Annotated in this window: 19 protein-coding genes; 14 read left to right on the top strand and 5 right to left on the bottom strand. The window is 30.9% G+C overall.

The annotated features are described in order from the left end of the window. The first annotated feature begins 34 nt into the window (after positions 1–34). The 8 genes from dcm (HMPREF2561_RS00195) to HMPREF2561_RS00160 all read left to right on the top strand — a co-directional run bounded on the left by dcm (HMPREF2561_RS00195) (position 35) and on the right by HMPREF2561_RS00160 (position 10,529). The gene (dcm, locus tag HMPREF2561_RS00195; RefSeq protein WP_049379293.1) at positions 35–1,249 is read left to right on the top strand and encodes a DNA (cytosine-5-)-methyltransferase; all 1,215 of its coding nucleotides are present in this window, start codon (positions 35–37) and stop codon (positions 1,247–1,249) included. A 142-nt stretch (positions 1,250–1,391) separates the two neighbouring features. Then, positions 1,392–4,160 (top strand): Z1 domain-containing protein, encoded by a 2,769-nt coding sequence (locus HMPREF2561_RS00190; RefSeq protein ID WP_049379294.1) that lies wholly within the window; start codon positions 1,392–1,394, stop codon positions 4,158–4,160. After that, the gene (locus tag HMPREF2561_RS00185; RefSeq protein WP_049379295.1) at positions 4,157–6,193 is read left to right on the top strand and encodes a hypothetical protein; all 2,037 of its coding nucleotides are present in this window, start codon (positions 4,157–4,159) and stop codon (positions 6,191–6,193) included. The genes HMPREF2561_RS00190 and HMPREF2561_RS00185 overlap by 4 nt, the downstream gene beginning before the upstream one ends. 2 nt (positions 6,194–6,195) lie before the next feature. Next, positions 6,196–7,152, top strand: a complete 957-nt coding sequence (locus tag HMPREF2561_RS00180; RefSeq protein ID WP_049379296.1) for a hypothetical protein — start codon at positions 6,196–6,198, stop codon at positions 7,150–7,152. Between the two features lies 1 nt (position 7,153). After that, a complete protein-coding gene (locus tag HMPREF2561_RS00175; RefSeq protein ID WP_048680958.1) occupies positions 7,154–7,840 on the top strand; it encodes a DUF6339 family protein in 687 nt (228 codons plus the stop codon). A 5-nt stretch (positions 7,841–7,845) separates the two neighbouring features. Beyond that, positions 7,846–8,808 carry a phospholipase D family protein gene (locus tag HMPREF2561_RS00170; protein ID WP_049379297.1) on the top strand — a complete coding sequence of 321 codons (963 nt, stop codon included), beginning with the start codon at positions 7,846–7,848 and terminating at the stop codon, positions 8,806–8,808. A 199-nt stretch (positions 8,809–9,007) separates the two neighbouring features. Continuing rightward, positions 9,008–10,078: a DNA (cytosine-5-)-methyltransferase gene (gene dcm, locus HMPREF2561_RS00165; RefSeq protein ID WP_239682551.1), complete on the top strand. Its 1,071-nt coding sequence runs from the start codon at positions 9,008–9,010 to the stop codon at positions 10,076–10,078. 259 nt (positions 10,079–10,337) lie between these two features. After that, positions 10,338–10,529: a hypothetical protein gene (locus HMPREF2561_RS00160; protein WP_002448449.1), complete on the top strand. Its 192-nt coding sequence runs from the start codon at positions 10,338–10,340 to the stop codon at positions 10,527–10,529. A gap of 155 nt (positions 10,530–10,684) precedes the next feature. Here HMPREF2561_RS00160 and HMPREF2561_RS00155 read toward each other — a convergent pair whose 3' ends face one another. Further along, positions 10,685–10,966, bottom strand: coding sequence for a DUF1413 domain-containing protein (locus HMPREF2561_RS00155; protein WP_049379299.1), 282 nt, complete (start codon positions 10,964–10,966; stop codon positions 10,685–10,687). Positions 10,967–11,122: 156 nt separating this feature from the next. On the opposite strand from HMPREF2561_RS00155, the gene HMPREF2561_RS00150 reads away from it, so the two are divergent. Continuing rightward, positions 11,123–11,818: an SDR family oxidoreductase gene (locus tag HMPREF2561_RS00150; RefSeq protein ID WP_049379300.1), complete on the top strand. Its 696-nt coding sequence runs from the start codon at positions 11,123–11,125 to the stop codon at positions 11,816–11,818. A gap of 125 nt (positions 11,819–11,943) precedes the next feature. Continuing rightward, entirely contained in the window at positions 11,944–13,176 is a 1,233-nt protein-coding gene (locus tag HMPREF2561_RS00145; RefSeq protein ID WP_048762209.1) for an acetylornithine deacetylase, read from the top strand. A 56-nt stretch (positions 13,177–13,232) separates the two neighbouring features. Here the strand turns inward: HMPREF2561_RS00145 and HMPREF2561_RS00140 are convergent, their stop codons facing one another. Both HMPREF2561_RS00140 and ppx read right to left on the bottom strand, forming a co-directional pair. Next, complete coding sequence (locus HMPREF2561_RS00140) at positions 13,233–15,398, bottom strand: RNA degradosome polyphosphate kinase (RefSeq protein ID WP_049379301.1); 2,166 nt, start codon at positions 15,396–15,398, stop codon at positions 13,233–13,235. Positions 15,399–15,500: 102 nt separating this feature from the next. Continuing rightward, positions 15,501–17,042 carry an exopolyphosphatase gene (ppx, locus tag HMPREF2561_RS00135; protein ID WP_049379302.1) on the bottom strand — a complete coding sequence of 514 codons (1,542 nt, stop codon included), beginning with the start codon at positions 17,040–17,042 and terminating at the stop codon, positions 15,501–15,503. Positions 17,043–17,257: 215 nt separating this feature from the next. Here ppx and HMPREF2561_RS00130 point away from each other — a divergent pair, with 215 nt between their 5' ends. Beyond that, the gene (locus tag HMPREF2561_RS00130) at positions 17,258–18,076 is read left to right on the top strand and encodes an SDR family oxidoreductase (RefSeq protein WP_049379303.1); all 819 of its coding nucleotides are present in this window, start codon (positions 17,258–17,260) and stop codon (positions 18,074–18,076) included. A gap of 387 nt (positions 18,077–18,463) precedes the next feature. On the opposite strand, the gene HMPREF2561_RS00125 is transcribed toward HMPREF2561_RS00130, so the two are convergent. Further along, positions 18,464–19,540 (bottom strand): M42 family metallopeptidase, encoded by a 1,077-nt coding sequence (locus tag HMPREF2561_RS00125; protein WP_049379304.1) that lies wholly within the window; start codon positions 19,538–19,540, stop codon positions 18,464–18,466. A gap of 164 nt (positions 19,541–19,704) precedes the next feature. Here HMPREF2561_RS00125 and HMPREF2561_RS00120 point away from each other — a divergent pair, with 164 nt between their 5' ends. Further along, positions 19,705–20,163, top strand: coding sequence for a DUF1307 domain-containing protein (locus HMPREF2561_RS00120; RefSeq protein ID WP_029376762.1), 459 nt, complete (start codon positions 19,705–19,707; stop codon positions 20,161–20,163). 53 nt (positions 20,164–20,216) lie between these two features. On the opposite strand, the gene HMPREF2561_RS00115 is transcribed toward HMPREF2561_RS00120, so the two are convergent. Next, complete coding sequence (locus tag HMPREF2561_RS00115; protein WP_048762202.1) at positions 20,217–21,797, bottom strand: FMN-binding glutamate synthase family protein; 1,581 nt, start codon at positions 21,795–21,797, stop codon at positions 20,217–20,219. A 183-nt stretch (positions 21,798–21,980) separates the two neighbouring features. Between HMPREF2561_RS00115 and lnsB the strand changes: the two genes are divergently transcribed. Continuing rightward, on the top strand, positions 21,981–22,763 hold the full coding sequence (lnsB, locus tag HMPREF2561_RS00110) for a CPBP family lipoprotein N-acylation protein LnsB (protein ID WP_048762200.1): 783 nt from the start codon (positions 21,981–21,983) through the stop codon (positions 22,761–22,763). Positions 22,764–22,785: 22 nt separating this feature from the next. Next, positions 22,786–23,595: a CPBP family intramembrane glutamic endopeptidase gene (locus HMPREF2561_RS00105; RefSeq protein WP_017175004.1), complete on the top strand. Its 810-nt coding sequence runs from the start codon at positions 22,786–22,788 to the stop codon at positions 23,593–23,595. Positions 23,596–23,684: the final 89 nt, after the last annotated feature.

The raw sequence follows: 23,684 nt of genomic DNA, 5'->3' as shown, positions 1-23,684 counted from the left end.
TAGTTTAAAAAATATCTGAAAGTGAGTGAATAAAATGTCGTCCAAGAGCAATAAAGTTAAGAATAAAAAATATTCACTTGCTGCTTTTTTTAGTGGTGTTGGAGGAATTGAATTAGGTTTTGAACAAACTAATAAATTTAAAGTTCATTACGCGAATGAGTTTGATAAAAATGCTCAATTAACTTATAAGGAAAATTACGATAGTACATTTTTAGATACTAGAGATATTCATATAGTTAATGAAAATGAAGTTCCTGAAAGTGACGTTATAGTTGGTGGCTTTCCTTGCCAAGCATTTAGTATTGCTGGTTATAGAAAAGGATTTGAAGATGAAAGAGGAGATTTATTTTTTGAGTTACTACGAATTATAAAGAAAAAAGAACCTAGAGCTATTTTTATAGAGAATGTAAAAAATATGGTAACACATGATGATGGAAATACTTTTAAAGTTATTAAAGAGGCATTGACTATGAACGGATACTTTATAAAATGGAAAGTATTAAATGCTAAAGATTATGGTAATATTCCTCAAAATCGTGAACGTATATATATCGTTGGTTTTAAATCATATGAAGCTTTTGATAGTTTTAATTTTCCAAAAGCTATTGAGCTAAAGACTTCATTAGAAGAAGTAATAGATTTTGCTGACCCTAAAGATGAGAGATATTATTACAGAAAAGGAAAACAACCTTTTTATGATACTTTGAATGAAAGCATAGTAGACTCTAATATAGTTTATCAGTGGAGAAGAAAATATGTTAGAGCTAATAGAAACGGTGTAGTTCCTACACTTACCGCAAATATGGGTACTGGAGGGCATAATGTCCCTTTAATTAAAACAAAATATGGAATTAGAAAGCTAACACCTCGTGAAACTTTTAATGTTCAAGGATTTCCTAAAGAATTTAAGTTACCTAAAGAAGTATCACATGGTCAATTATATAAGCAAGCGGGTAATAGTGTCGTGGTTTCAGTAATTAGAAGAATTGCAAATAATATTTCTAAAGCTTTAGAAAATGATAAATTAAATTTTTCTTTTGATATTAATGGATATTATAATGTTTTATATACTAAAATGTTAGGGAAATTTGAAGGTGAAAGTTACCTAATCAATAGCTTTGATAGTAAAGGTGAATTAGATTTATTCACAAATTCAACTACTATAAATTATGTATCGGATGAAGAATACCAAAAAATTATAAAAAACAAAAAAAATATAGAGTTTTTAACCTTAAATATTATGAATTAAATAAAGATATCATAAAAAACTGCTAAGTCAGTATTTTATGATATCTTTTTTGTTTTATAGTATTATGGTTTGCAATATATTTATTTATACATATACATATTATATAATTAATATATTAAAAATACTTTATAAGGGGATATTTATGAAAATAAACGATAGTAAATACGAAGTATATGTAAATCATATTCATCATAGATTAAATAAGATAGGTCAAAGTTGGGAAGAAATCAAAAATTTAGGTAATGAAAATACCGATACACAACAAATGTTAGATAATCTATCTTCTGCTTTGATTGCTGAGAGATTGACAGTACAAGAATGGGAAGAACTTGTTGATGAAATGTATCAGTTAGAAAAGGAAGTTAATATTGTCAAATTAGGAAGAAACGCTGAAAATGATGCTAAAATACCTAATACTATTTATTCATCTTGGCAAACATATAAACAAAAACTTGAAGATAAAGGTTTTTCTGAAAAATCAATTACTAATATAGAAAAATCTTCATTTGAGATATTAAAATCATTACAATTTGATACTCGAGAGAGCGGACCTATAAAAGGTTTAGTAGTTGGTAATGTTCAGTCTGGGAAAACAGCTAATATGGCAGGATTAATGGCTATGGCTGCTGATAATGGTTTTAATTATTTTATTGTTTTATCAGGTGTCATAGAAAACTTAAGACGACAAACAGCTTCAAGATTATACGATGATTTAAAAAATGTGAAGTTGAGAAATTTGGATTGGACACGTGTAGATAACCCGACTATTAGATCTAGAGAACCTGAACACGATATTAGCAAATATAATTTAAGTAATAACTCTAGGGATAAGTATTTTACTGTGTGTCTGAAAAATAAAGGAAGACTGGAAAGTTTGATTAAATGGCTAAAATCAGACCCTAATAAAGCAAAGCAATTGAGAATACTAGTAATAGACGATGAAGCTGATCAAGCAAGTATTAATACTAAGGATATAGAAGAAGAAAATTCAACAATTAATAAATTAATTAAAAAATTAGTGAACGATAAATCATTCTTAGCGATGAATTATATATCTTATACTGCAACTCCTTATGCAAATGTATTAAATGAAACTAGTAAAGACTCTTTATATCCTAAAGACTTTATAACTTTATTAGAACCATCCGAAGATTATATAGGACCTACACAAATTTTTGGTATGGAAGAGCCAGAAAAAAGTCCAAAAGTTGAAATTATAAAAGAAATTAGTGAAACAGATGCAAATTTGGTAAAAGATATTCAAAAGGGGGAAACTGGACAAAATATACCAAGAAGTTTTAAAGATTCAATAAGATGGTTTATATTGACGGTTTGTGCTATAAGAACATATTCACTAAAAAAACCTATTAGTATGTTAATACATACAAGTTTTAAAATAGATCATCATGAAATCATTGCTGACAAAGTTCAAAATTATATTAAATATTTAAAAGATAATTTTGACGAACAAGTGTTATCAGAATTTCATGAATTATATAAATCTGAACAATATGTTATGAATAAACGAGTTTTTCTTGAGGGTATGGGAAGTTATTCTACACCAGAGCTTGTGCCAGAATATCCGATATGGGAAAAAGTTAAAGAACAATTAATTAAAATGATTTCTCTTGATGATGATGAATTTATAAGTTATATACCATTAAATGAGGAAAAGGCCCCAGTATTTCATAATGGAATACATTTAGCAATAGATAATAGTAGAACAAGAGTAAATAATCAACAAGTAAGATTAATATATCCTGATAAAAATAATATGCCTGAGGTTGCTCCAGCATTTATTGTTATAGGTGGAAACACTTTATCAAGAGGTTTAACATTAGAAGGATTAACTACTACTTATTTCTTACGTACCACAAATCAAGCTGATACTTTAATGCAAATGGGAAGATGGTTTGGTTATAGAAAAGGATATGAAATTTTTCCTAGAGTATGGTTAGATGAAAATGCTAATAGACGCTTCTTATTTTTAAGTCAAATGAATGAAGAATTAAGAGAAGAAATACAACAATATGCCATAAATGGAAATACACCTATAGACTATGCTCCACGTATTAAGAACTCACCAGATTATCAACTAATTAGAATTACATCAAATAATAAACAACAGTCATCTATTGAAAGAGAATTTGACTTTTTTGGATTTAATAGTCAAACAGTATATTTCGAAAAAAATAGTGACATGTTAAAACATAATTTAAATATAACAAAAGGGTTTCTTGAAGAGTTAAAGAACTGTGAAGTTAAAAATAATAAACTTATATGGAGAAATGTTGATAATTCGAAAATTAAGGCTTTCTTAGAAGATTATAAAGTATCACAAATAGATACTAAAATGCGAGCGTTACCTGCCTTAATTGAATGGCTCGAAACAAATGGAGGTACCCTTAACGGTTGGAGTGTTATTTTATCAGGAACAGGAAAGGTTTCTTCTTCAGAAAACCATAAGTGGAATATCAATGGATTTCATGTGAATTCAGTTGTTCGTACGAAATTGGTTAAAAGAAGTCAAGGAGATACAATTTCAATTGGCACCCTAAGAGTACCAGAAGATTTATATTCTGATATAGAAACTCCTCTTGAAAAAAAAGAAGGAAGATCAGCTAAAATGATAGATGTTCGTAATACTAGGGAAAAATATGGATATGGTAATGTGCCTCAATTAATTATTTATAGAATTAATAAGGGAGATAAGGATATTAAAGTCAAAAATCCAGAATCTAGAGAAAAACTAGATTTTCCAGAGGACATTATTGGAATAAATATTATGCTTCCAGGAGTCTCTAAAGGTAATAATACTACTTATATTTCTGCAAAAATTGATTTTAAAGATGAAATGATAGATGAAGATGAATTTAAAGAAGATTTTAAAAATGAGGAGAAAGAAAAATGAAATTAAAAAATGCTCCCAATGATTTACAAAGCATGGCTCAAGATGGTGATGCAATTTTAAGATCGTTACAAAATAAGAGTTTACCTATTGTAGATCTTATGGTTAGAGAGTCTTTACAAAATAGTTTAGATGCTACACTACCAGAAAGTAGTGAAACAATTGTAGATTTTACATTAGGAAATTTCAATTCTTATCAACTTGCAACTAATCTTGAAGGTGTAGAAGACAATTTAAATAGTAAATACAATAAATATGAAAATTTCATTGCAATAAGAGATAAAAATACTTCTGGTTTAACAGGAAATTATAGTTCTACTGACCCAGAAGAATTAAATAAAAGTAATTTTTATAAATTAGTATTTGGAATAGGCAAAAATCAAGAAGCAGAAGGAGCAGGTGGTAGCTGGGGTTTAGGAAAAACGAGTTATTTCAGAATTGGAGCAGGAATAGTTATCTATTATACTCGTGTGAAGACTGATAATGGTTTTGAAGAAAGACTAATTGCTTCGCTTATAGAAAGTCCAAAACAAAAAGAGAAACTACTACCGAATAATGTAAGAGGCATTGCTTGGTGGGGAGAATATAAAGATGAATCAGATGAAAGAATCTTTCCTCTGACTGATTCAGAAAAAATTAAAGAGTTCTTAGAAATATTTGGATTAAGTCAATATACAAATGAAGAAACAGGCACAACGATTATCATACCTTACTTAAAAGATTTTAATTTAAATGAAGATGAAGAAAAGCTTTATCCTTGGGAAGAAGATAAAGAGATAGCATTAAAATATGCAATTCAAAGATGGTATAATCCAAGATTAAATAATGAAGAATATAGAAAGCTAGTTAATAATTCTAAATTAATTGCACGAGTAAATGAAGAACCATTACTTGATAACTATAATATAGAACCATTTTTTGAACTTATGAAAGAGTTATATACAAGTGCTTTAAAGGGAGAAAGTAGAGACAAAACTATAGTCACTCAACCCATTTATCTAAAGAAAAATGGTATGGATAAGCCGAGCAAAACACCGGTAGGACATATTGCTTTTAAAAAAGTTTCTAAAGAAGAGCTTAAAATGACACCCCCTGATAATAGATATTCACCGCTAGAATTAATTGGCCTAAAAAATGAGAAAAAAGTCTTAGAAAATACTTCTAAAATAATTGCTTATTGTAGAAAACCAGGGATGATTGTTGAGTATAGTATTGATGGTGAATGGGCACCTAAAGCAAGTTTGTTTAATGAAAATGATTTACTAATTGGTTTTTTTGTACCTAATTCAGAAGGACCATTAGCAATAAAATTTCAAAAAGAAGGCTATGATAAGCTTGAACAATATTTAAGAGCAACAGAAAATGCTGATCATGCTAATTGGATAGACGAAGATGGATTCGGTATTATAAATAGAATGAAAATTACAACAAGTAAAACAATAAGTGATTTTTATCAAGGTAATGATAGTGAAAAACAATCATCAGCTACGTCAGGCATTTCGAGAAAATTTGGTAAGTTATTTTTACCTCCAAAAAATTACGGAAGAACTTCTACAAGTAAGAGAAAAAATATTACTAATTCTAGAATCTCAAGTGATAAGAATAGATTAGCTGATATCAATATTTTATCTTCTGAACCAATTGATAGAAATACAGTGAAAGTAGAGTTTGAAGCAAGTATTAAAAATACAGCTACTAGTGTTGTTTATCTTGAAGTTTTATCTCAAGAGAAAAAAATGACGAAAAAAGACTGGATAAAAACGATGGGAGAAGAAATTCAGTTTCCTTTTGAAATTAGTGACATTAAAATAAATAAAATTAATGAACAGATTTTAAATAAAAATATTGAACAATTTAATGATGAACAAATATCAATTTATCAAGAGTCTAATAATTTAGATGAATTTATTATAAAAAATATGAGTAACGATAAAGTTATTGTCTCTGGAGAAATGGTTATAAAAACTAATACCTTAGACTTTATACCTAATGTTTCTATAGCTTCAGATAAATATAAAGAGAAAGGAGATGATTAATTTTGACTCTTTCGACAAATCAAATAGCATTATATAGAAAGCTAAATGAGAAGTTTATTGATGAAGCAGGGGTTAAATTTGAACAACTCAGACTATATTATTCTTCTAATGATTTGGAAGAAGAAAAAGAAATTTCAATAGATAGCGAAAATGGAGTTTCTATTAATATTAATGAATTTGACTCAATGTGGTCTCCTTACGATAACAATCTTAGATTAGAGCAAAAATTGATTATTGAAAAACCATATTTATTATTCGGTAAAAATGGTATCACATGTACTGATAATACTATAGGTTTAGCAGTACATATTTATTCAAAAAGCTCTAGCTTTCAAGAAACAGTGAGAATTGCATCTTTTAAAAATCAAGCAAATAAACTAGAAATTACATTTGATTATAATTTTGAGCCTTCAACGATTAGAGGAGTAATCAATCTAGATTTCTTTTTATACTTAAAAGAAGTAAAAGATACGCTACCATATATGGCAAATACACAAGGAATGACTTTATCTTATGAAGATTTAAATCCTATTGAATTAGTAGTGGATGGAGTAGGATCTAGTTTTCCTATTACAGAGTTTGAAGATAAAGAAGGACCATTGTGGAAAATTGAAAAAAATTGGATATCGCCAGATGAAGATACATTAGATGCATCTAATGTAAGTATTGCATTTAATATTAAACATCCTCTGTTTTCAGAAGTGAAAAAAGAAACAAGAAAAATTAATCTTGGATATATGAATCATATTATTATGCAAGCTATGGCACTTATTATTCAAGAGGTAATTCTCATTGAACAATATTCTATAGACGATGAAGAAAATTTACTTCCTGGTACAATTCTTTCAGCTGTTTCATATTGGGTAAAAACTTTTAATGTAGATACTAGTGATATATTTTCTATCCAAAATAGCCTTATGAATGGTATTGAAAATTTAAATCAGGAGGAAACAAATTAATATGATTAATTGGGAAAATATAAGATACGATATAAGTAATGCCAATAAAGACTTTGATAAACTAATCGTTAATATAAATGAAATTGAACCTATTAATCCTCCAAAAGAATTTGAACATTTACGTGAACAATTAATTGAAGCTAGAGATTCATTATATGATGAATATAATTTTGATAATGCGAATAAATTGGACTATCAATTTGACGTTTTATTTGGATTAAAGTTATATGATATTTTAAGAAAAGATGATAATTTTTCTAATAGAGTAGCGGCAAATGACGAAATTTGGAGATTTTTATCTATTAAAGTGATACCAGATATTGTACATGCTAGATGGGGAATGAATGCTTCTCATTTTTATCAAACATCACGTAGAATTTGGTTGAAAACGATATGGTGGTATATTCATTTGTCATGGCAAAATAGTATTGACGAAACTTACAAAATTTTAATAGGTAATACTACTGATACTATACTTCAATTAGTTGAAAGACCAGGTTTAGGATATAATGTTGAATTATTTAGAGAAATTATGAAACAATATGCAAATTATAGTGATAGCTCAAGAAATTTATTTAGAACAGTTTTAAAATTAAATACTGCCAAAATTCTTACTACATCTCCTGAGTTAGTAGATGGAGGAATTGAAAAATATGTTGATAGTTTGTTTAAAATGGCTAAGGTCTAATAGTAATGATTTATAATAATGAACTATATTTAAATGTACTAAAAGAAAACTGTAAAATTTATGATAAGTTATCGATTATTTCAGGATATGCTTCAGCATCTTTTTTAGAACGAATTATAGAAGAATTTCCTGATTTAAAAATAGAGTTATTCATTGGTATGAGTCAAGAAGGCGTATTAAAAGCTAATCATAAACAGTATTTAAGAATTATGAGTATAAATAAAAATGTAAATATTTATTATCAGTATAAGGCAGCTTTAACTCATATTAAAGCATATGTTTTTTCTAACTATGAAGAGACTAAAAGCTTCGTGGGCTCTGCAAACTTTACAGAAAATGGATTTATATTTAATAATGAATTATTATGTGAAACTAATGAGTCTTTAAATGAATTATTCAATGATCAAAAAGAGAAGTCAAAATTATGTAATGATAACTCGATAAATGAGTATTTGCAATTTGTAGATAATAGAAATTTGAGAGAAGATATTTTTAACGATATCGATTCTATTAAAAAAAATATTAAAGAATTTAATAAGAAAAATAATATAAAATCTGACTTAAAAGTGGATAATTCAGATGTTTTTATTAAATTACCAATTGTTGTACCTTTAAAAGCTAATAAGAGATGGGATAGTTCAGGAATAAATGGCGAATTTTCTAATAGGAATCCTCATTTAATTAAATCTAATTATAATAATGTAGCCGATATGAAAAGCTTTTTTATTCAAGATGCTGAACTTGACATCATTGATTTTAAGGGAGAATCTATAAAAGGTAAATTAGATGGGGAATTTAATAGAGAATTACATTTTTTAAATATTAATTTGTATGATTATTTTAGTAATATAATTGGTTTAAAAGAAAAAACCCCTATAACTCATGAACATCTAGAGTATTTTGGTTATAAATTCTTTACTTTCAAAAAAGTTGATAGTAATAAATATTTATTAACATTTACAAATTAAAGGGGGAATTAAAATTTTTAGAGTAATAGAAACGTTTAGTGGTATAGGCAGCCAAGCTCAAGCATTAAAAAACTTAAATATTGATTATTCAGTAGTAGCAACTGTTGAATGGGAAATTGGCGCTTTATATGCATATGATATCATTCATAATGGTTCACAAGATCTTAAACCACTAAGACATCATACGAGAGAATCTATTTTGAAAATTTTGTCAAAATATAGTTTATCTAATGATGGAAAACAACCGATGACTCAAAGAGGTTTAAGTGCATTAAATATGACACAACTTAAGTCAATATTAATTGCAATTGGAAGAACAAATAATTTAGTAGATATCACTTCGGTAAAAGCTATAGATTTGCCTGATGCTGATTTACTTACATATTCATTTCCGTGCCAAGATTTATCAAAAAGCGGTCATTGGCATAAAAATGAAGGTGGTATAGATAGAAATGCCAATAATAGAAGTACATTGTTATGGCAAATTGAAAGAATATTAAAAGAGTATATTGAACAAGATAAAACGCTACCTAGCTTTTTATTAATGGAAAACGTAAGTGAAATTTTATCAGATAAGCATAAAGATAATTTTATTGAGTGGTGTGAGTTTTTAGAATCTTTGGGATATGTAAATCAAATATATACATTAGATTCTAGAAATTTTGGAGTGCCACAAAGTCGAATAAGAACTTACATGATGAGTATTAAAGTCAATAATGAATATCAACAAAGAAAATTAGAACAATACTTATTTGAAAATAACTTAGAACATTATCAGTCTATTAACTTTCATCCTTTATCTGAGTATTTAAAGCTTGATTATAATAATGATATATATAGACATGAAGCTATAGAAAGCACTCCAACCTTTACTCCATCTCGAGAAAAAATATTAAAATTAAATAGACATCTTGCTAAAGATAATATTGCATTTGATAATACTATTGCTAGAACTATTACTACCAAACAAGATAGACATCCTAATTCGGGTATTATTTTATATGATCAAATTAAGTTGGTAGAAAAAAATAAAATGTATCGAAACCTTACTCCTAGAGAATGTTTTTTATTAATGGGTTTTGATGAAAAAGATTTTGATAACTTAATGAGAAATAATATTGTTTTTGAAAATGATAGAAAAATCTTACCTAATTCTAAGCTTATTCGTTTAGCTGGTAATAGTATCGTTGTGAATGTTCTTGAAAAAATATTTTCTCAAATGCTAGAAATTGAAAAGACGATTATAAATAATCAATTTCTTAAAAGCTAAGACTTAGTATGTTTTTAAGTCTTTTATTTATGCGTGCATTTGCGACATTCCTGAAGGAACAGGATAAGGAGCAAAATAGCACGCATTTTTTCTATTCACTAACATACTTGTCATTTAAATTCAACTTACATGTGAAAAAATGAACAAACAAATTTTTAAATTATTGAACTATTTGTGAAAATCATCACATACCCCTTTTAAAATAAAAAAAAGCGTGTATGATAAGAATTGTAAGGAATAAGTAATTGGAGTGATACTAATGAGAAAGGTAATAGAAGGCGTTATTTTTTCTGAAGAAGGTAGCTACGATATTTATTTAAAAACAGGCGTAAACCAAGGATTAATTAGTGATATAAAAGATGGATATATGACAATTGATTCAATGTCTTATTTAGATGCTGAACGTTTATACTTCTATGGTCTCGAACGTAAAACACTAGTTACAAATTAAAATACAGAATTGAATGACCTCCTATAACATTCATGAACGTATAATATCATGCCCTCGTTGGTGAGCAATCGAGGGCATACCCTAAATATACCCCCAATCATTTTTGGATAATGTGTTAAAACCCACATCTCACTTCCCTTGATGTGGGTTTTTTATTATAAAGATTTAAAGTTGTTCTTCACTTCGTTATATTGATACTCTTGATTATACAATTTGAACTTATAGCCATCTTCACTAGAAAAAGGCATTCGAATATTTGGAATGTGATCCATTCGTGCAATAAATTCTCTTTCTTGACGTGTGCGTTCTTTGACACTCATGTGTAACCATTCTTCTTTAGTAAATAAATCTTCGAAACGAAATGAAAAACTTGTGCGACCTACTTTTTGACGTAATGCTTGAACTAATGGACTAAAATCTTTCGCAATCACAGACATATTCTATTCCCCTTTATTTATAGTAATATATATCTTCACTTTATTACGTTTACTTTTAAATTACAATCTATAATTGAGACTTTAAATTGATACAGACGTTTATTTATAGAGAATTATGGAAATTGAATGAATAAATAACAATAAAGGATGATGAATATGGCTAAATTAACAGATACAGTTGCGATTATTACAGGTGCGAGTAGTGGAATTGGTGAAGCAACAGCCAAACGACTTGCTGAAGAAGGCGCTAAAGTTGTACTAGCTGGTCGTAGTGATGAGAAGTTACAACGTGTTGCAGAACATTTGAATGAAGGAGACTACCTTATTACGCCAACCAATGTGATGTATCGTGATGACGTTGATGCGCTCGTAGAAAATGCGATTGCTAAATTTGGAAAAATCGATATCTTTGTCAATTGTGCAGGCATTAACTTATCTTCTAAAATCACAGATTACAAAGTAGACGATTGGGATAAAATGGTTGATACGAATATTAAAGGGTTATTATATGGTCTGAATGCCGTACTTCCTCATTTTGAAGAACAATCTAGTGGTCATATTGTCAATATGGCATCTATTTCAGGCTTTGAAGTTAATAAGACAAGTGCATTATACAGTGCAACGAAATCTGCTGTATTACGTATCGTAGAAGCTTTAGAAAAAGAGCTTGCGCGAACAGGCATTAAATCAACAAGTATTTTACCAGGAATGGTAGATACGCCTATGACAGAAGGATATGACTTTGGTGATAGAAAGAAATTAGATCCTGAGAATATAGCTGATGCGGTGATCTATGCAGTGACACAACCTGCACATGTGAATGTTAATGAAGTCATCGTTCGTCCAGTTTAAATCTAATGAGAATAAGAGCGTTTCTTGCCTATGGTAGGGAACGCTCCTTTTTTATCCGTCAATATGAGTGTTGAAATGTTACACTTATATTGAAAGATAATATAACTTAAAAGGGTGATAAAGTAATGGAACAACGTTTATTTGAATTGCTAGATGTATTAGTCAAATATAATACGGAGAGTCCTCCTGGACGTAATACGGATCCTTTACAAGATGAGATTGAGCACATATTAAAAACACTAAACTTTGATATTCAACGTGAACATTTATATGAAAATGATAGTGTGATCGTCGCAACATTAAAAGGGGAAGATGAGGATGCACCTAAATTAATTCTCAATGGTCATGTAGATGTGGCAAATGTGGACGATGATTCTAATTGGCAATATCCACCGTTTCAATTGACTGAAAAAGAGGGATGGCTATATGGTCGTGGTGTGAGTGATATGAAAGGCGGTATGGCCTCGCTGTTTTATGTGCTTGAAAAACTACATCAAGAAGGACGACGACCTAAAGGAGATATTGTCGTGCAATCTGTAGTAGGAGAAGAAGTGGGTGAAGCGGGAACAAAACGTGCATGTGAAATCGGTCCTCAAGCAGATTTAGCATTAGTATTAGATACAAGTGAAAATATGGCACTTGGACAAGGCGGGGTCATTACAGGGTGGATTACTGTTAAAAGTAAGAATACCATTCATGATGGCGCACGTAGTCAAACGATTCATGCTGGCGGAGGTTTATTTGGTGCGAGTGCAATTGAAAAAATGACTAAAATCATTCAAGCACTGAATGAACTTGAACAACACTGGGCAGTAATGAAACATAGTCCTGGGATGCCACCAGGTGCGAATACAATTAATCCAGCAGTTATTGAAGGGGGACGTCATCCTGCTTTTATTGCTGATGAATGTCGTTTATGGATTACGGTTCATTATTTACCGAATGAAAGTTATGACGACGTTACAAAAGAGATAGAAGCGTATTTAAATCGTGTTGCAGATGCAGACATTTGGTTGAGAGAGAACCCGTTACAGTTTGAATGGGGCGGTGAATCAATGATAGAAGATAAGGGAGAAATTTTCCCAAGTTTTACTATTCCATTAGAACATCCAGGCTTTAAACAATTACAAGATGCGCATTATCACGTTCATCATAGCGAAATGAAACATGGTATGAGTACTACAGTGACAGATGGAGGTTGGACGGCTCATTTTGATATTCCAACAATTTTATATGGTCCAGGTAGTTTAGAAGAAGCCCATAGTGTAGATGAAAAGATAGAAGCACAAGAACTTCAAACTTATAGTGATGTGTTATATACATTCTTAAAACACTGGTATGAACATCCTGAGAAATAAAATAAAAAGCCAAGTCGTGCTTATGAATGACACGACTTGGCTATTTTATATTCATATTATTTTTTTAATGTTTTTCGAAGACGATTGACCCAGCTAGCTCTTCTTTTGGAAACGACGGGCATTCCTGAAGGCTGGGTTGTCTCCTTTTTTAGCTTTTTACCATATTTAACTGCTTCTTTCATCAAGTAAGCTTGTGAATTTAATGGTGATAAATCATTTTGAACGTAATGATAATCACCATATTGATCTTGATAACGTCCTTTTTGATTATCAGATAATTGTAAATTCATAAAGTCTACAAGACGTTTACCGATTTCTTTATCTTCTACAGGGAATAAGATTTCAACACGTTTAATCATGTTACGTGTCATTACGTCTGCAGATGATAAATAAATACGTTCGTCACCATTATTGTAGAAGTAGTAAATACGAGAGTGTTCTAATAGACGACCTACAATACTGACAACTTCAATATTTTCGCTGACCCCTGGAATGCCTGGTTTTAGGCAACAGATACCGCGAATAATGAGTTGAATGTTAACACCTGCTTGAGATGCTTCAAATAATTTTTCAATGATGGCCTTATCAGTTAAGGAATTCATTTTCATCATAATTTTACCGTTACCATGTTGACGATGACTTGCAATTTCTTTATCAATCCGATCAATAAAGACGTCACGAATATCGAAGGGTGCGACAATTAATTTATTATATTCAGGTTTAACTGAATAACCACTTAAATAGTTAAAGAAATTAATGGCATCTTCAGCAATTAATGTATCTGTCGTAATCACACCCATATCTGTGTATAGTTTTGCAGTTTTATCGTTATAGTTACCTGTACCTAAGTGTACGAATGAAGTTAATTTGCCTCCGATGCGTTTAACGACTAGAGCAATTTTACTATGCGTTTTTAAATGGGTCATACCATAAATAACATGACAACCAGCATCTTCTAACATACGTGCCCAATGAACGTTATTTTCTTCGTCGAAACGCGCTTTTAATTCTACAAGGACAGTCACTTGTTTACCATTTTCAGCCGCTTCTTTTAAGCTTTTAATAATGGGTGAATCTTTACTTACGCGATAAAGCGTTTGTTTAATCGCAATCGTGTTAGGATCTTCAGCTGCTTCACGAATAAAGTCGACGATAGGTTCAAATGATTCATATGGATGATGGAAAAAGACATCACGTTTTAATGCAAGATCATACACATTATTGTTACCTAATGAACGTGGAATTTGTGGTGTGTATTTATCATATGTTAAGTATTTTAATTTATGGGATAGATGATCAACTAAGCCAAAGATAAATGTTAAATCTAAAGGTCCATTAAGTAAGTAAACGTCTTGTTCATCCACTTCTAAAGTGTCTGTTAACCATCCTAAATCTTCGATAGAAGCGGTACGATTGTCGACTTCTAAACGTACAGCAGAACCACTTTTACGTTCTTTTAAGAAACGTTCGATTTCGATAAGTAAGTCTTCAGCGCCATCTTCATGAATCGTTAAATCAGCATTTCTAGTAATTCTAAATGTAAAGGTATTTAATACTTCATAGCCTGTAAATAAGTGATTGATGAAGTGTGTAATGACATCTTCTACCATGACTACATATTGTTTTGAGCCTTCATTATAAGTTAAGAATCTAGGGATAAGAGATGGAATTTGAACAATAGCTGAGTTAATGGCATCATCTGTATCGATATCTACGAAGATATTTAGACTTTTATTATTTAGTTTTGGGAAAGGATGGTATGCATCTATACCAAGTGGTGTTAACGTTGGTAAAATAGTTAGTTTAAAATCTCTTTCTAACTTGCTTAAAATAGAGTCAGATAAGTTTTCTGGTTTACACATCACAATGTCATAATTGCGTAATTCTTCGATAAGTTCGTTATAGCGTTCATATTGCATATTGACATATTTTTTAGCTTTTTCTTGAATAGCATCTACTTGTTCTTGTGGTGTCATTTGTGTTTTGTTTTCAGGTTTATCGAATCCCATTTTTACTTGGTCTTTTAAACCAGCCACACGCACCATAAAGAATTCATCTAAGTTCGAACTAAAGATAGATACGAAATTTAATTTTTCTAATAGTGGATTGTTGTTATCATAAGCTTCTTGTAATACACGATAGTTGAAATCTAACCAACTGAGTTCGCGATTATTATAGTACTTCGGCAAGCTAATATCATAGTCTCCCAATTGAGTTTGCATATTCAAAATACACCTCGTCATTTCTTCGATTATCAATCTTTCTATTTGTAAAAATATATAGTCTATGACAGAACTATCTACCTATAATATAGCATACAAATTTTAAGATTTTGTAAAGACAATGGATACTGATCCTTTAAGAATCTTTTCGATATGCTTTTTCTGTCTTAATGCTTGATATTTCTCAGCAATCGGTTCGCCTTCAGTATAATGTACGGTCAGTTCATAATCGTCATTGCCTTTTTTCGTTTCTTTTAAAGTCACGTCTTCAACAAAGCTAGTTTGTGAAATATTTAAAGCATTCACAAATTTAATAATGCCACCTAATGCTTGAATGGTTTCAATTTCCTTATTACTGAACCAATCTGTTTCTTTACAATAGAACTTAAGTAAAGATTTATTTTTAAAACTTGCTAAAAGGGCGAGTTTAACGCGATCTTTATGTGTATAACCATTAATCATTGAGTTCGCAATAATATAATACGTATGTGGAGAACTTGAATCTGAATCAATAAATCTACCTAAATAATAAATATAGGTCGCTTCTTCAAAGAGACGTTGCTCTGTGTCATTAATCTTTAAATCACCTAAATCCATTAATTGTTTTAATAAAGATTGCGCTAATTTTAGACGACCTTGTGAACTACGTTCTTCGATGTGATAATCATGTGCTAAGAAATAAATCGATTCTTTACGCACATTATTTTTGTCAAATACATCTGGATAGCGTGAGCGAATTTGTTTAATAATATAGCCTTCACGTAAGCCATTTCTTGAAAATGTGAATTGCTTTGCATCTATTTTTTTATAAAGTGTCTTAAATACTGACACTGCCGGAAGAATAATATCTGCACGATCGCGACTTAACCCATCTAGGTTATTTAACTCATCACGTGAACTTTTACGTATAATATCGTACACTTCATCAATATCTTTATCTGACATTGTATAATTGTGTACACCACTTATAGGATAAGTGTGTTCAGATTGATGGATACGTGCTACGTTACGTGCAGAACCACCGACACCGACTAATGCAACGTCTTGATCTTTAAGCCAATCTAATGTACTAAATTGTTGAGATAAGAATTTCTCCATATCTTTGATCGCGCCTTTATCATTGTGGTCTTTGCCATCAAAGAATTTACGTTTTAACGTTACTACACCGAAAGGAAAACTATGTGATTCAAATAATTCTTTATCCTTAAATAAAGTAACTTCAGTTGAACCACCACCGATGTCTACAGATACACCATTTTCAATTTCAGTAGTATGAGTAATAGCATAGTAACCATAATATGCTTCGTCTTTTTCAGGGATAATTGAAATTTCAATATCAAGTTCATCTTTTACTTTTTTAACAATGTCATCCTTATTCTCAGATTGACGAATCGCTGCTGTTGCGATAGGATGCAATTCTTTTACGTTAAATTTTTCAGATACAGATTTAAAACTGCGTAATGCTTCAATGAGCACTTTAATACCTTCTTGGCTCATTTTATTTTCTTTTGTCAAATATTGACTCAAGCGAGCAGGCGTTTTAATGTTGAGCAATTCATTTAATCCTGCATCTTTGCTAAATCTAAAGATAACTAATCTAATCGTATTCGAGCCAATATCTATTAATCCTATACGTTCTTCCATCATGCCCTCCTAAGTCTTTCAATACTTCCTAATATAGTTTTATTTTACATGAATTTTATTAATAGAAAAAGATACGAATCATATTTACATTTCTTTGGATATAGAAAAGAATTCAAATGTAAAACGATTTCATTTTTAGTATCACGTTTAATCTAAACTGTTTAGTGGAAGAATAAGGTTGTATTAGAAAACATGTTCACTAGGAGTGTGACAAGATGAAACGTTTAGAGAATAAAATTGCAGTCATCACAGGTGCAAGTACAGGTATTGGACAAGCATCAGCAAAAGTGTTAGCGAAAGAAGGAGCGCATGTCTTAGCACTTGATATTTCAGATGAATTAGAAAAAACTGTAGATGACATTAATCAAGAAGGCGGTAAAGCGACAGCTTATAAAGTTGATATCTCTCAAGATCAACAAGTGAAAGATTTTGCTGATAAAGTTAAACAAGACTATGGTCACATTGATATTATCTTCAACAATGCAGGTGTAGATAATGGGGCAGGACGTATTCATGAATATCCAGTTGAAGTATTTGATAAAATTATGTCTGTCGATATGAGAGGTACATTCTTAGTAACGAAATTCTTATTACCATTAATGTTGGATAATGGAGGTTCAATCATTAATACAGCTTCATTCTCGGGACAAGCAGCAGACTTGTATCGTTCTGGTTATAATGCCGCTAAAGGTGGCGTCATTAATTTCACTAAATCGATTGCGATTGAATATGGCCGTGAAAATATTCGTGCGAACGCGATTGCACCAGGTACCATTGAAACACCGCTTGTAGATCATTTAGCTGGTACATCTGAAGATGAAGCGGGTAAAACATTCCGCGATAATCAAAAATGGGTCACTCCACTTGGTCGTTTAGGACAACCTGAAGAAGTAGGTAAATTGGTTGCTTTCCTAGCATCAGATGATAGTTCATTTATTACAGGTGAAACGATTCGTATTGATGGTGGTGTGATGGCATACACTTGGCCTGGTGAAATGTTAAGTGAAGATAAATGGAAACATTCTGTAGAATAAATCATAGTGGATATATTAGCGTTTAAGTGTGAGAGATGGCTTCAGTATGAGGCTGTCTCTCGCTTTTTATATAGTTAGATAAATTATTCTATTTTATAAAAATGTTATAATGTTGTTGTCGTCTTTCCTTTAGACGGTAGTACGTTTAAAGGAGGTGAAGTTATGACGTTAATATTTGTACTCGTTATTGCACCTATATTAAATAGGTGGCTCAATATATTGTTTGATTATTGGTTTGAACAATATAAGAATAAAAAAGACGGCAGATAATCCAATACACAAAGAACCCCTAGTCTAGGGCAATAGACTAGGGGTTCGCATCGTTATGACGTTAATACTCGTTAATGTGATATTAACATAAGTAGATGTAACATTTCAATATTCAAATTACCATTTGATTTGATTATACGTTTGGTCATTTAAAGAACGTACAATTTCAGTGATTAATCGTACTGAATTTTCATAATCATCTGTATGGAGAACAGATACATTTGAGTGCATATAGCGTAATGCCACACCAATAGCAATTGTTGGAATACCATCGTTAGCAACATGGATACTACCAGCATCTGTACCACCGCGTGGTGTAGTATCCCATTGAACCGTAATATAATGTTTTTTTGCCACTTCTTTAATATGTTGACGTAAGCCTTGATGTGCCACATTTGAAGCATCCATTAAAATAATTACTGGGCCGTCACCAATGGCTGTATCACTACCATATTGTGCCATTCCAGGTGTATCGTATGCGACCGCAACGTCGACTGCGATAGCTAAATCGGGGTTGATTTTATTTGCTGCGACTTTAGCGCCACGTAAACCAACTTCTTCTTGTACAGTGCCACCTGCATATAAATTAATACCGATCGATTCATCTTTAAGATTGTTAAGTACGTCAATAGCAAGTGCACAACCGTATCGATTATCAAATGCTTTGGCAGTTAAATATTTACCATTTGCAAGTTGTTCAAACTCACTATAAGGTGTAATCATATTTCCAATTTCAATACCGTATTGTTCAGCATCTGCTTTACTTCTAATACCAATATCAATAAACATGTCTTTGATATCGATAGACTTTTTGCGTGCTTCTGGTTCAAGTACATGTGGAGGTTTAGAACCAATAATACCTCGTATTTCTTTACCATCGTCAGTCGTGATGGTTACTTTTTGAGATAACATCACTTGGCTCCACCAACCGCCAATAGGTTGGAATTTAATAAACCCATTATTGTCAATTTTAGTGACGATGAATCCAATTTCATCTAAATGACCAGCTAACATTAATGATTTAGATCCCGTTTTACTTTCCTTTTTACCGAAGATACCACCCAAACCATCTTCGATAATCTCATCACTAATAGGTGTTAAATAGTCTCGCATTTTTTCTTTAACTTGGTATTCATAACCAGCGATACCATTAACATCTGTTAATGTTTTGAGCAATTCGATAGATTCTTTCATACATTGAGTCCTCCTAAAAACGTTGTTAAGTGTATTGTAGCATGGATAAAATGAATTTTATGAACAATAGTTTATCATATCTATGCAAATTAAATGTATCCCATTCATAGTTGGTAAGTGATATAATTTGTTTAAAATTAAATATGGGGAAGTAGATGAGCATAATGAAAAAAGTCTTAACATTATTTGTGTTGTCAGTGTTAAGTGTTTGTATATTAGGGGCTTGTAGTCAATCACGTTCAAAAACATACGAAGGTGATATTGATGGTAAGCATGTTCTTACAACATTAACTTATAAAAAAAATAAAGTGATTAAACAATCAACTGTCAGTACTTTAAAATATGATGATCTGGGAATGTCTAAACAAGAAGGTGAAAAATCTTTTAAAGACTATCGTCCATTAAAAGGGGAAAAGGGCGTAACATATACGCTAAGTAGTAGGCATCAAAAAATAGTTGAAAACATAGATATTGATTATAACAAAGCAAACTTAAAAGACGTTAGTCGTTACTTTGCATTAGCACATTATTCTAAAAACTATAAAAAAGTGACAATGGATGGTACGGTCAAAGAACTTAAAAAAATTGGATTCAAGAAAAAAAGCAATATGAATGAAGAATAATAAAAAAGTGAGACAACCTTTCGATGATATAGATTGTCTCACTTTTTTGTTGACTATTGAATAAGTTTTAATTTATAACTTGCGATATCTTCAATATGTCCATTTTTTCTTTTAATCACAATATGATCTTCTGTAATTTCATTTGGACTTTTAACACCTACTGCAGCTGCAACATTAAATAATCCCTCGTGTAAACTCGTCACATAGTTTGTGACACGATATTGCTTTTCTTCAACAATTAAAGCCTTTTCTTTTTTAGGATCCGTTGTTGCGACGCCAACTGGGCAAGTATTTAAATGACATTGTTGGCTCATAATGCAACCAATGCTGATCATCATACCTCTTGCAATATTACATAAATCAGCACCAAGTCCAAGTGCAATGGCTATTTTATCTGGTGTAATAAGTTTTCCAGATGCGAATATCTTCATATATTTGCGTGCATCATAACGTTCTAAAACACCAGTAACGATTGGAAGGGCAGTAAAAAGTGGGAGGCCAACACCATCTTGTAATTCTTGGAAAGTTGCCCCTGTTCCACCTTCACCACCATCAACAGTAATAAAGTTTGGATAAATATCTAGGTTAATCATTTCTTGAACAAGGGCTTCAACTTCATCAACTCTGCTTACCACAATTTTAAAGCCCACAGGTTTCTGACCGAGTTTTTGCAACTTAGCTACAAATTCTAATAACTCTTTTGGATTATTAATGAAATCGAAGCGGTTAGGTGAGTTGATTGTCTTATAGGGTTCGATATTACGAATTTTAGCAATTTCTTCTGTAACTTTATTGCCCTCCATATGACCACCACGTGTCTTAGCACCTTGTGCAAGCTTAATTTCAAATGCTTTAACTTCTTTATGGTTTGCCACATTTAAGAAAGCTTCTTCACTAAAACCACCGTCTTTATCTCTCACGCCGAATAAACCTGGTCCAATTTGATAAATAATATCGCAGCCACCTTTAAGATGATATTCAGATAATCCACCTTCCCCTGTATTCATCCATGTGCCAGCACGTGCAAGTCCTTGAGATAATGCAGTAATCGCGCGCCCACCTAATGAGCCATAACTCATACCAGATTGGCCTACTAAACGTTTGACTTTAAAGGGATGTGCTAATTCTTCGCCTATAATAACTGCATGATCATCTGATAAATAATAAGGATCGATGTGTTTATTCTCACGATGTTCTTCACGCTTAAACAATCGTTCATTATCGATTGAATAAATAAATGTTGAAATCATTGAATGGTTATCAATTTGAAGTTCTGACTTTTGTAATGGAAACATAGCGTTTCGAATATAAAAGCCTTCTTCATAGTTTTTTTCTGTACCAAAACTAGTCATTCTTGAATGATATTTACCTGCTAAAACGATATCAGTATATTGATTTCTTGAAAATGGTTTTCCTTCGGTATCATTTGCAAATAAATATTGACGTAATTCTGGTCCTATTTTCTCTGAAAAGTAACGTACTCTGCCTAATACAGGAAAGTTACGTAACACACTATGTTGTTCTTGTCTTTTATCTTTGAATAAAAGATATAACCCAACCATTAATATAGAAAGTAACACCATAATAATAAGAATATTAACTATAAATTGCATGACAGTAAGTAAAGTTGTCATGCCCATCCCCCCTCAATTCTCTTTATACTGTAAATCTTACATCAAAAAATTTTATTTACAAATATAAATAAATAGATTTAATATTTATCTTTAAATATCAAATTGTGGAAAAGTTAGAATCTCTTATGACAATAATGTTTTTAAATGATAAAGTACTATATGCGTAGATAGTTGAGGTGATATATGAAAAAAGAAAAAGATGTGATCACACAAGTGGTATCAAAAAATCGATGGAGTAGTCCTAAAATAATAAAAAAGGATTTTCTACTCATTCCTTTATTTATCTTTTTCCAAATTTTAACGCCTATTATTATTGTTTTTGGCGTATTAGGTGTGACGGCTATGGTTACCCAACAACCACCGCCATCTTATTTATATAATGTGATGCTAAGTCTAAGTTTTGTGATTGCCCAATTTATTGTGTTAGGATTATTTTTCACATTACATAAGTTTTATATTGCGAATGTTGTACGACGACAATATCGTATTGCGATTCATCAGTATTTGAAATTTATGATCATCATCGTAATGGTTAGTGTGATGTTATATTATGGTTTTAATGCATTGGCACACATATTACCGCATCCTTTTGGCTATGTAGACACACAAGCACAACGTCGTTTAGAAGGATTGTTTATTCATCCAAGTGCACTGATATTCACTTTTATTTCAGTAGTATTATTACGCCCCTTAATTGATGAGTTACTATTTCGTCATCTATTGATTCATGAATTAGGTAAAAAATTTAATCTTTTAGTAATGATGATTGTTAGTGTGTTAATAGAAACTATTGTCCAAGTATATGATTTAATTTCAATATTGGAAGCCATACCTTACATGATTATTTCAATAGGTGCAGTGATTGTATATATGAAAAGTGGGAAAAATTTAGCAGCGTCCTATCTTTATCATAGTACTGTACAACTCATCATATTTATTATTACAATGATTGATAAGCTTGTTTAAATAAAAAGAATAGGAGAGTTATATGACTTCGGAACATAATGATACATACTACCAAACCTCAGAGCAGCGACCGATAAGAAATGAATTTGATTCAAAACGTATTGTTAAACGTGATTTTTGGCTCATACCTACATATTTAGTCATGAATATTGTTTTTCCGTTGATTCTTACATTTATTGTGATGGGAATAATTTCAGGCATCACAGGAGGTCATATATCGGAAAGTAAGTTTACAAAATATTATTTAGGATATGCCCAAGTCTTTACGTTAATTGGTCAATGTCTTGTATTAGTAGTCTTTTATTTAATGCATCGCAAAACCATTATTCCTATTGCCATCTCACGATTCAAAGCTTTAAAAAAACATATTCCACTCATTATCATTGTGATGGTGGCCCTTTATGTGTTGCAAGGCGCATATGGTTATTTAATGGAATTTTTACCGAAACAATATCAGTTTGATGATACAGAAAATAACAAAATGATTATTAAAATGTTTGAAATCAATTGGCTTTGGCCTGTTTTATTTTTAGATATTGTGATTATTACACCTTTTGTAGAAGAATTATTATTTAGACATTTGTTAATTCATGAGTTAGGTAAAAAATTAACGTATGGTGTGATGTATGTCGTGTCAGTGCTCGGATTTGCAGGATTACATATGACAAGTGCATCATCACCATTTGAAGTTGGTCCTTATTTAATTATGGCTACAGGATTTGTTGTGGCATATCACTTAAGTGGTCGAAATTTAGCGATGACGATTACCCTTCATATGATAAATAATTTTATTTCTTTTATAGCGATTATTATGAGTATCATTTGGGGTTAAGAGTAAGAGGTAGAGTCATTGAAATTCAAAAAATAGTAACATTGAATTTCATTACTTTGCCTCTTTTTTTGTTATGATAAAAAAGAATA

It is taken from the genome of Staphylococcus sp. HMSC069E10, assembly GCF_001809205.1.
GTDB lineage: Bacteria > Bacillota > Bacilli > Staphylococcales > Staphylococcaceae > Staphylococcus > Staphylococcus hominis.
This window is presented reverse-complemented; position numbering and strand designations above follow the sequence as displayed.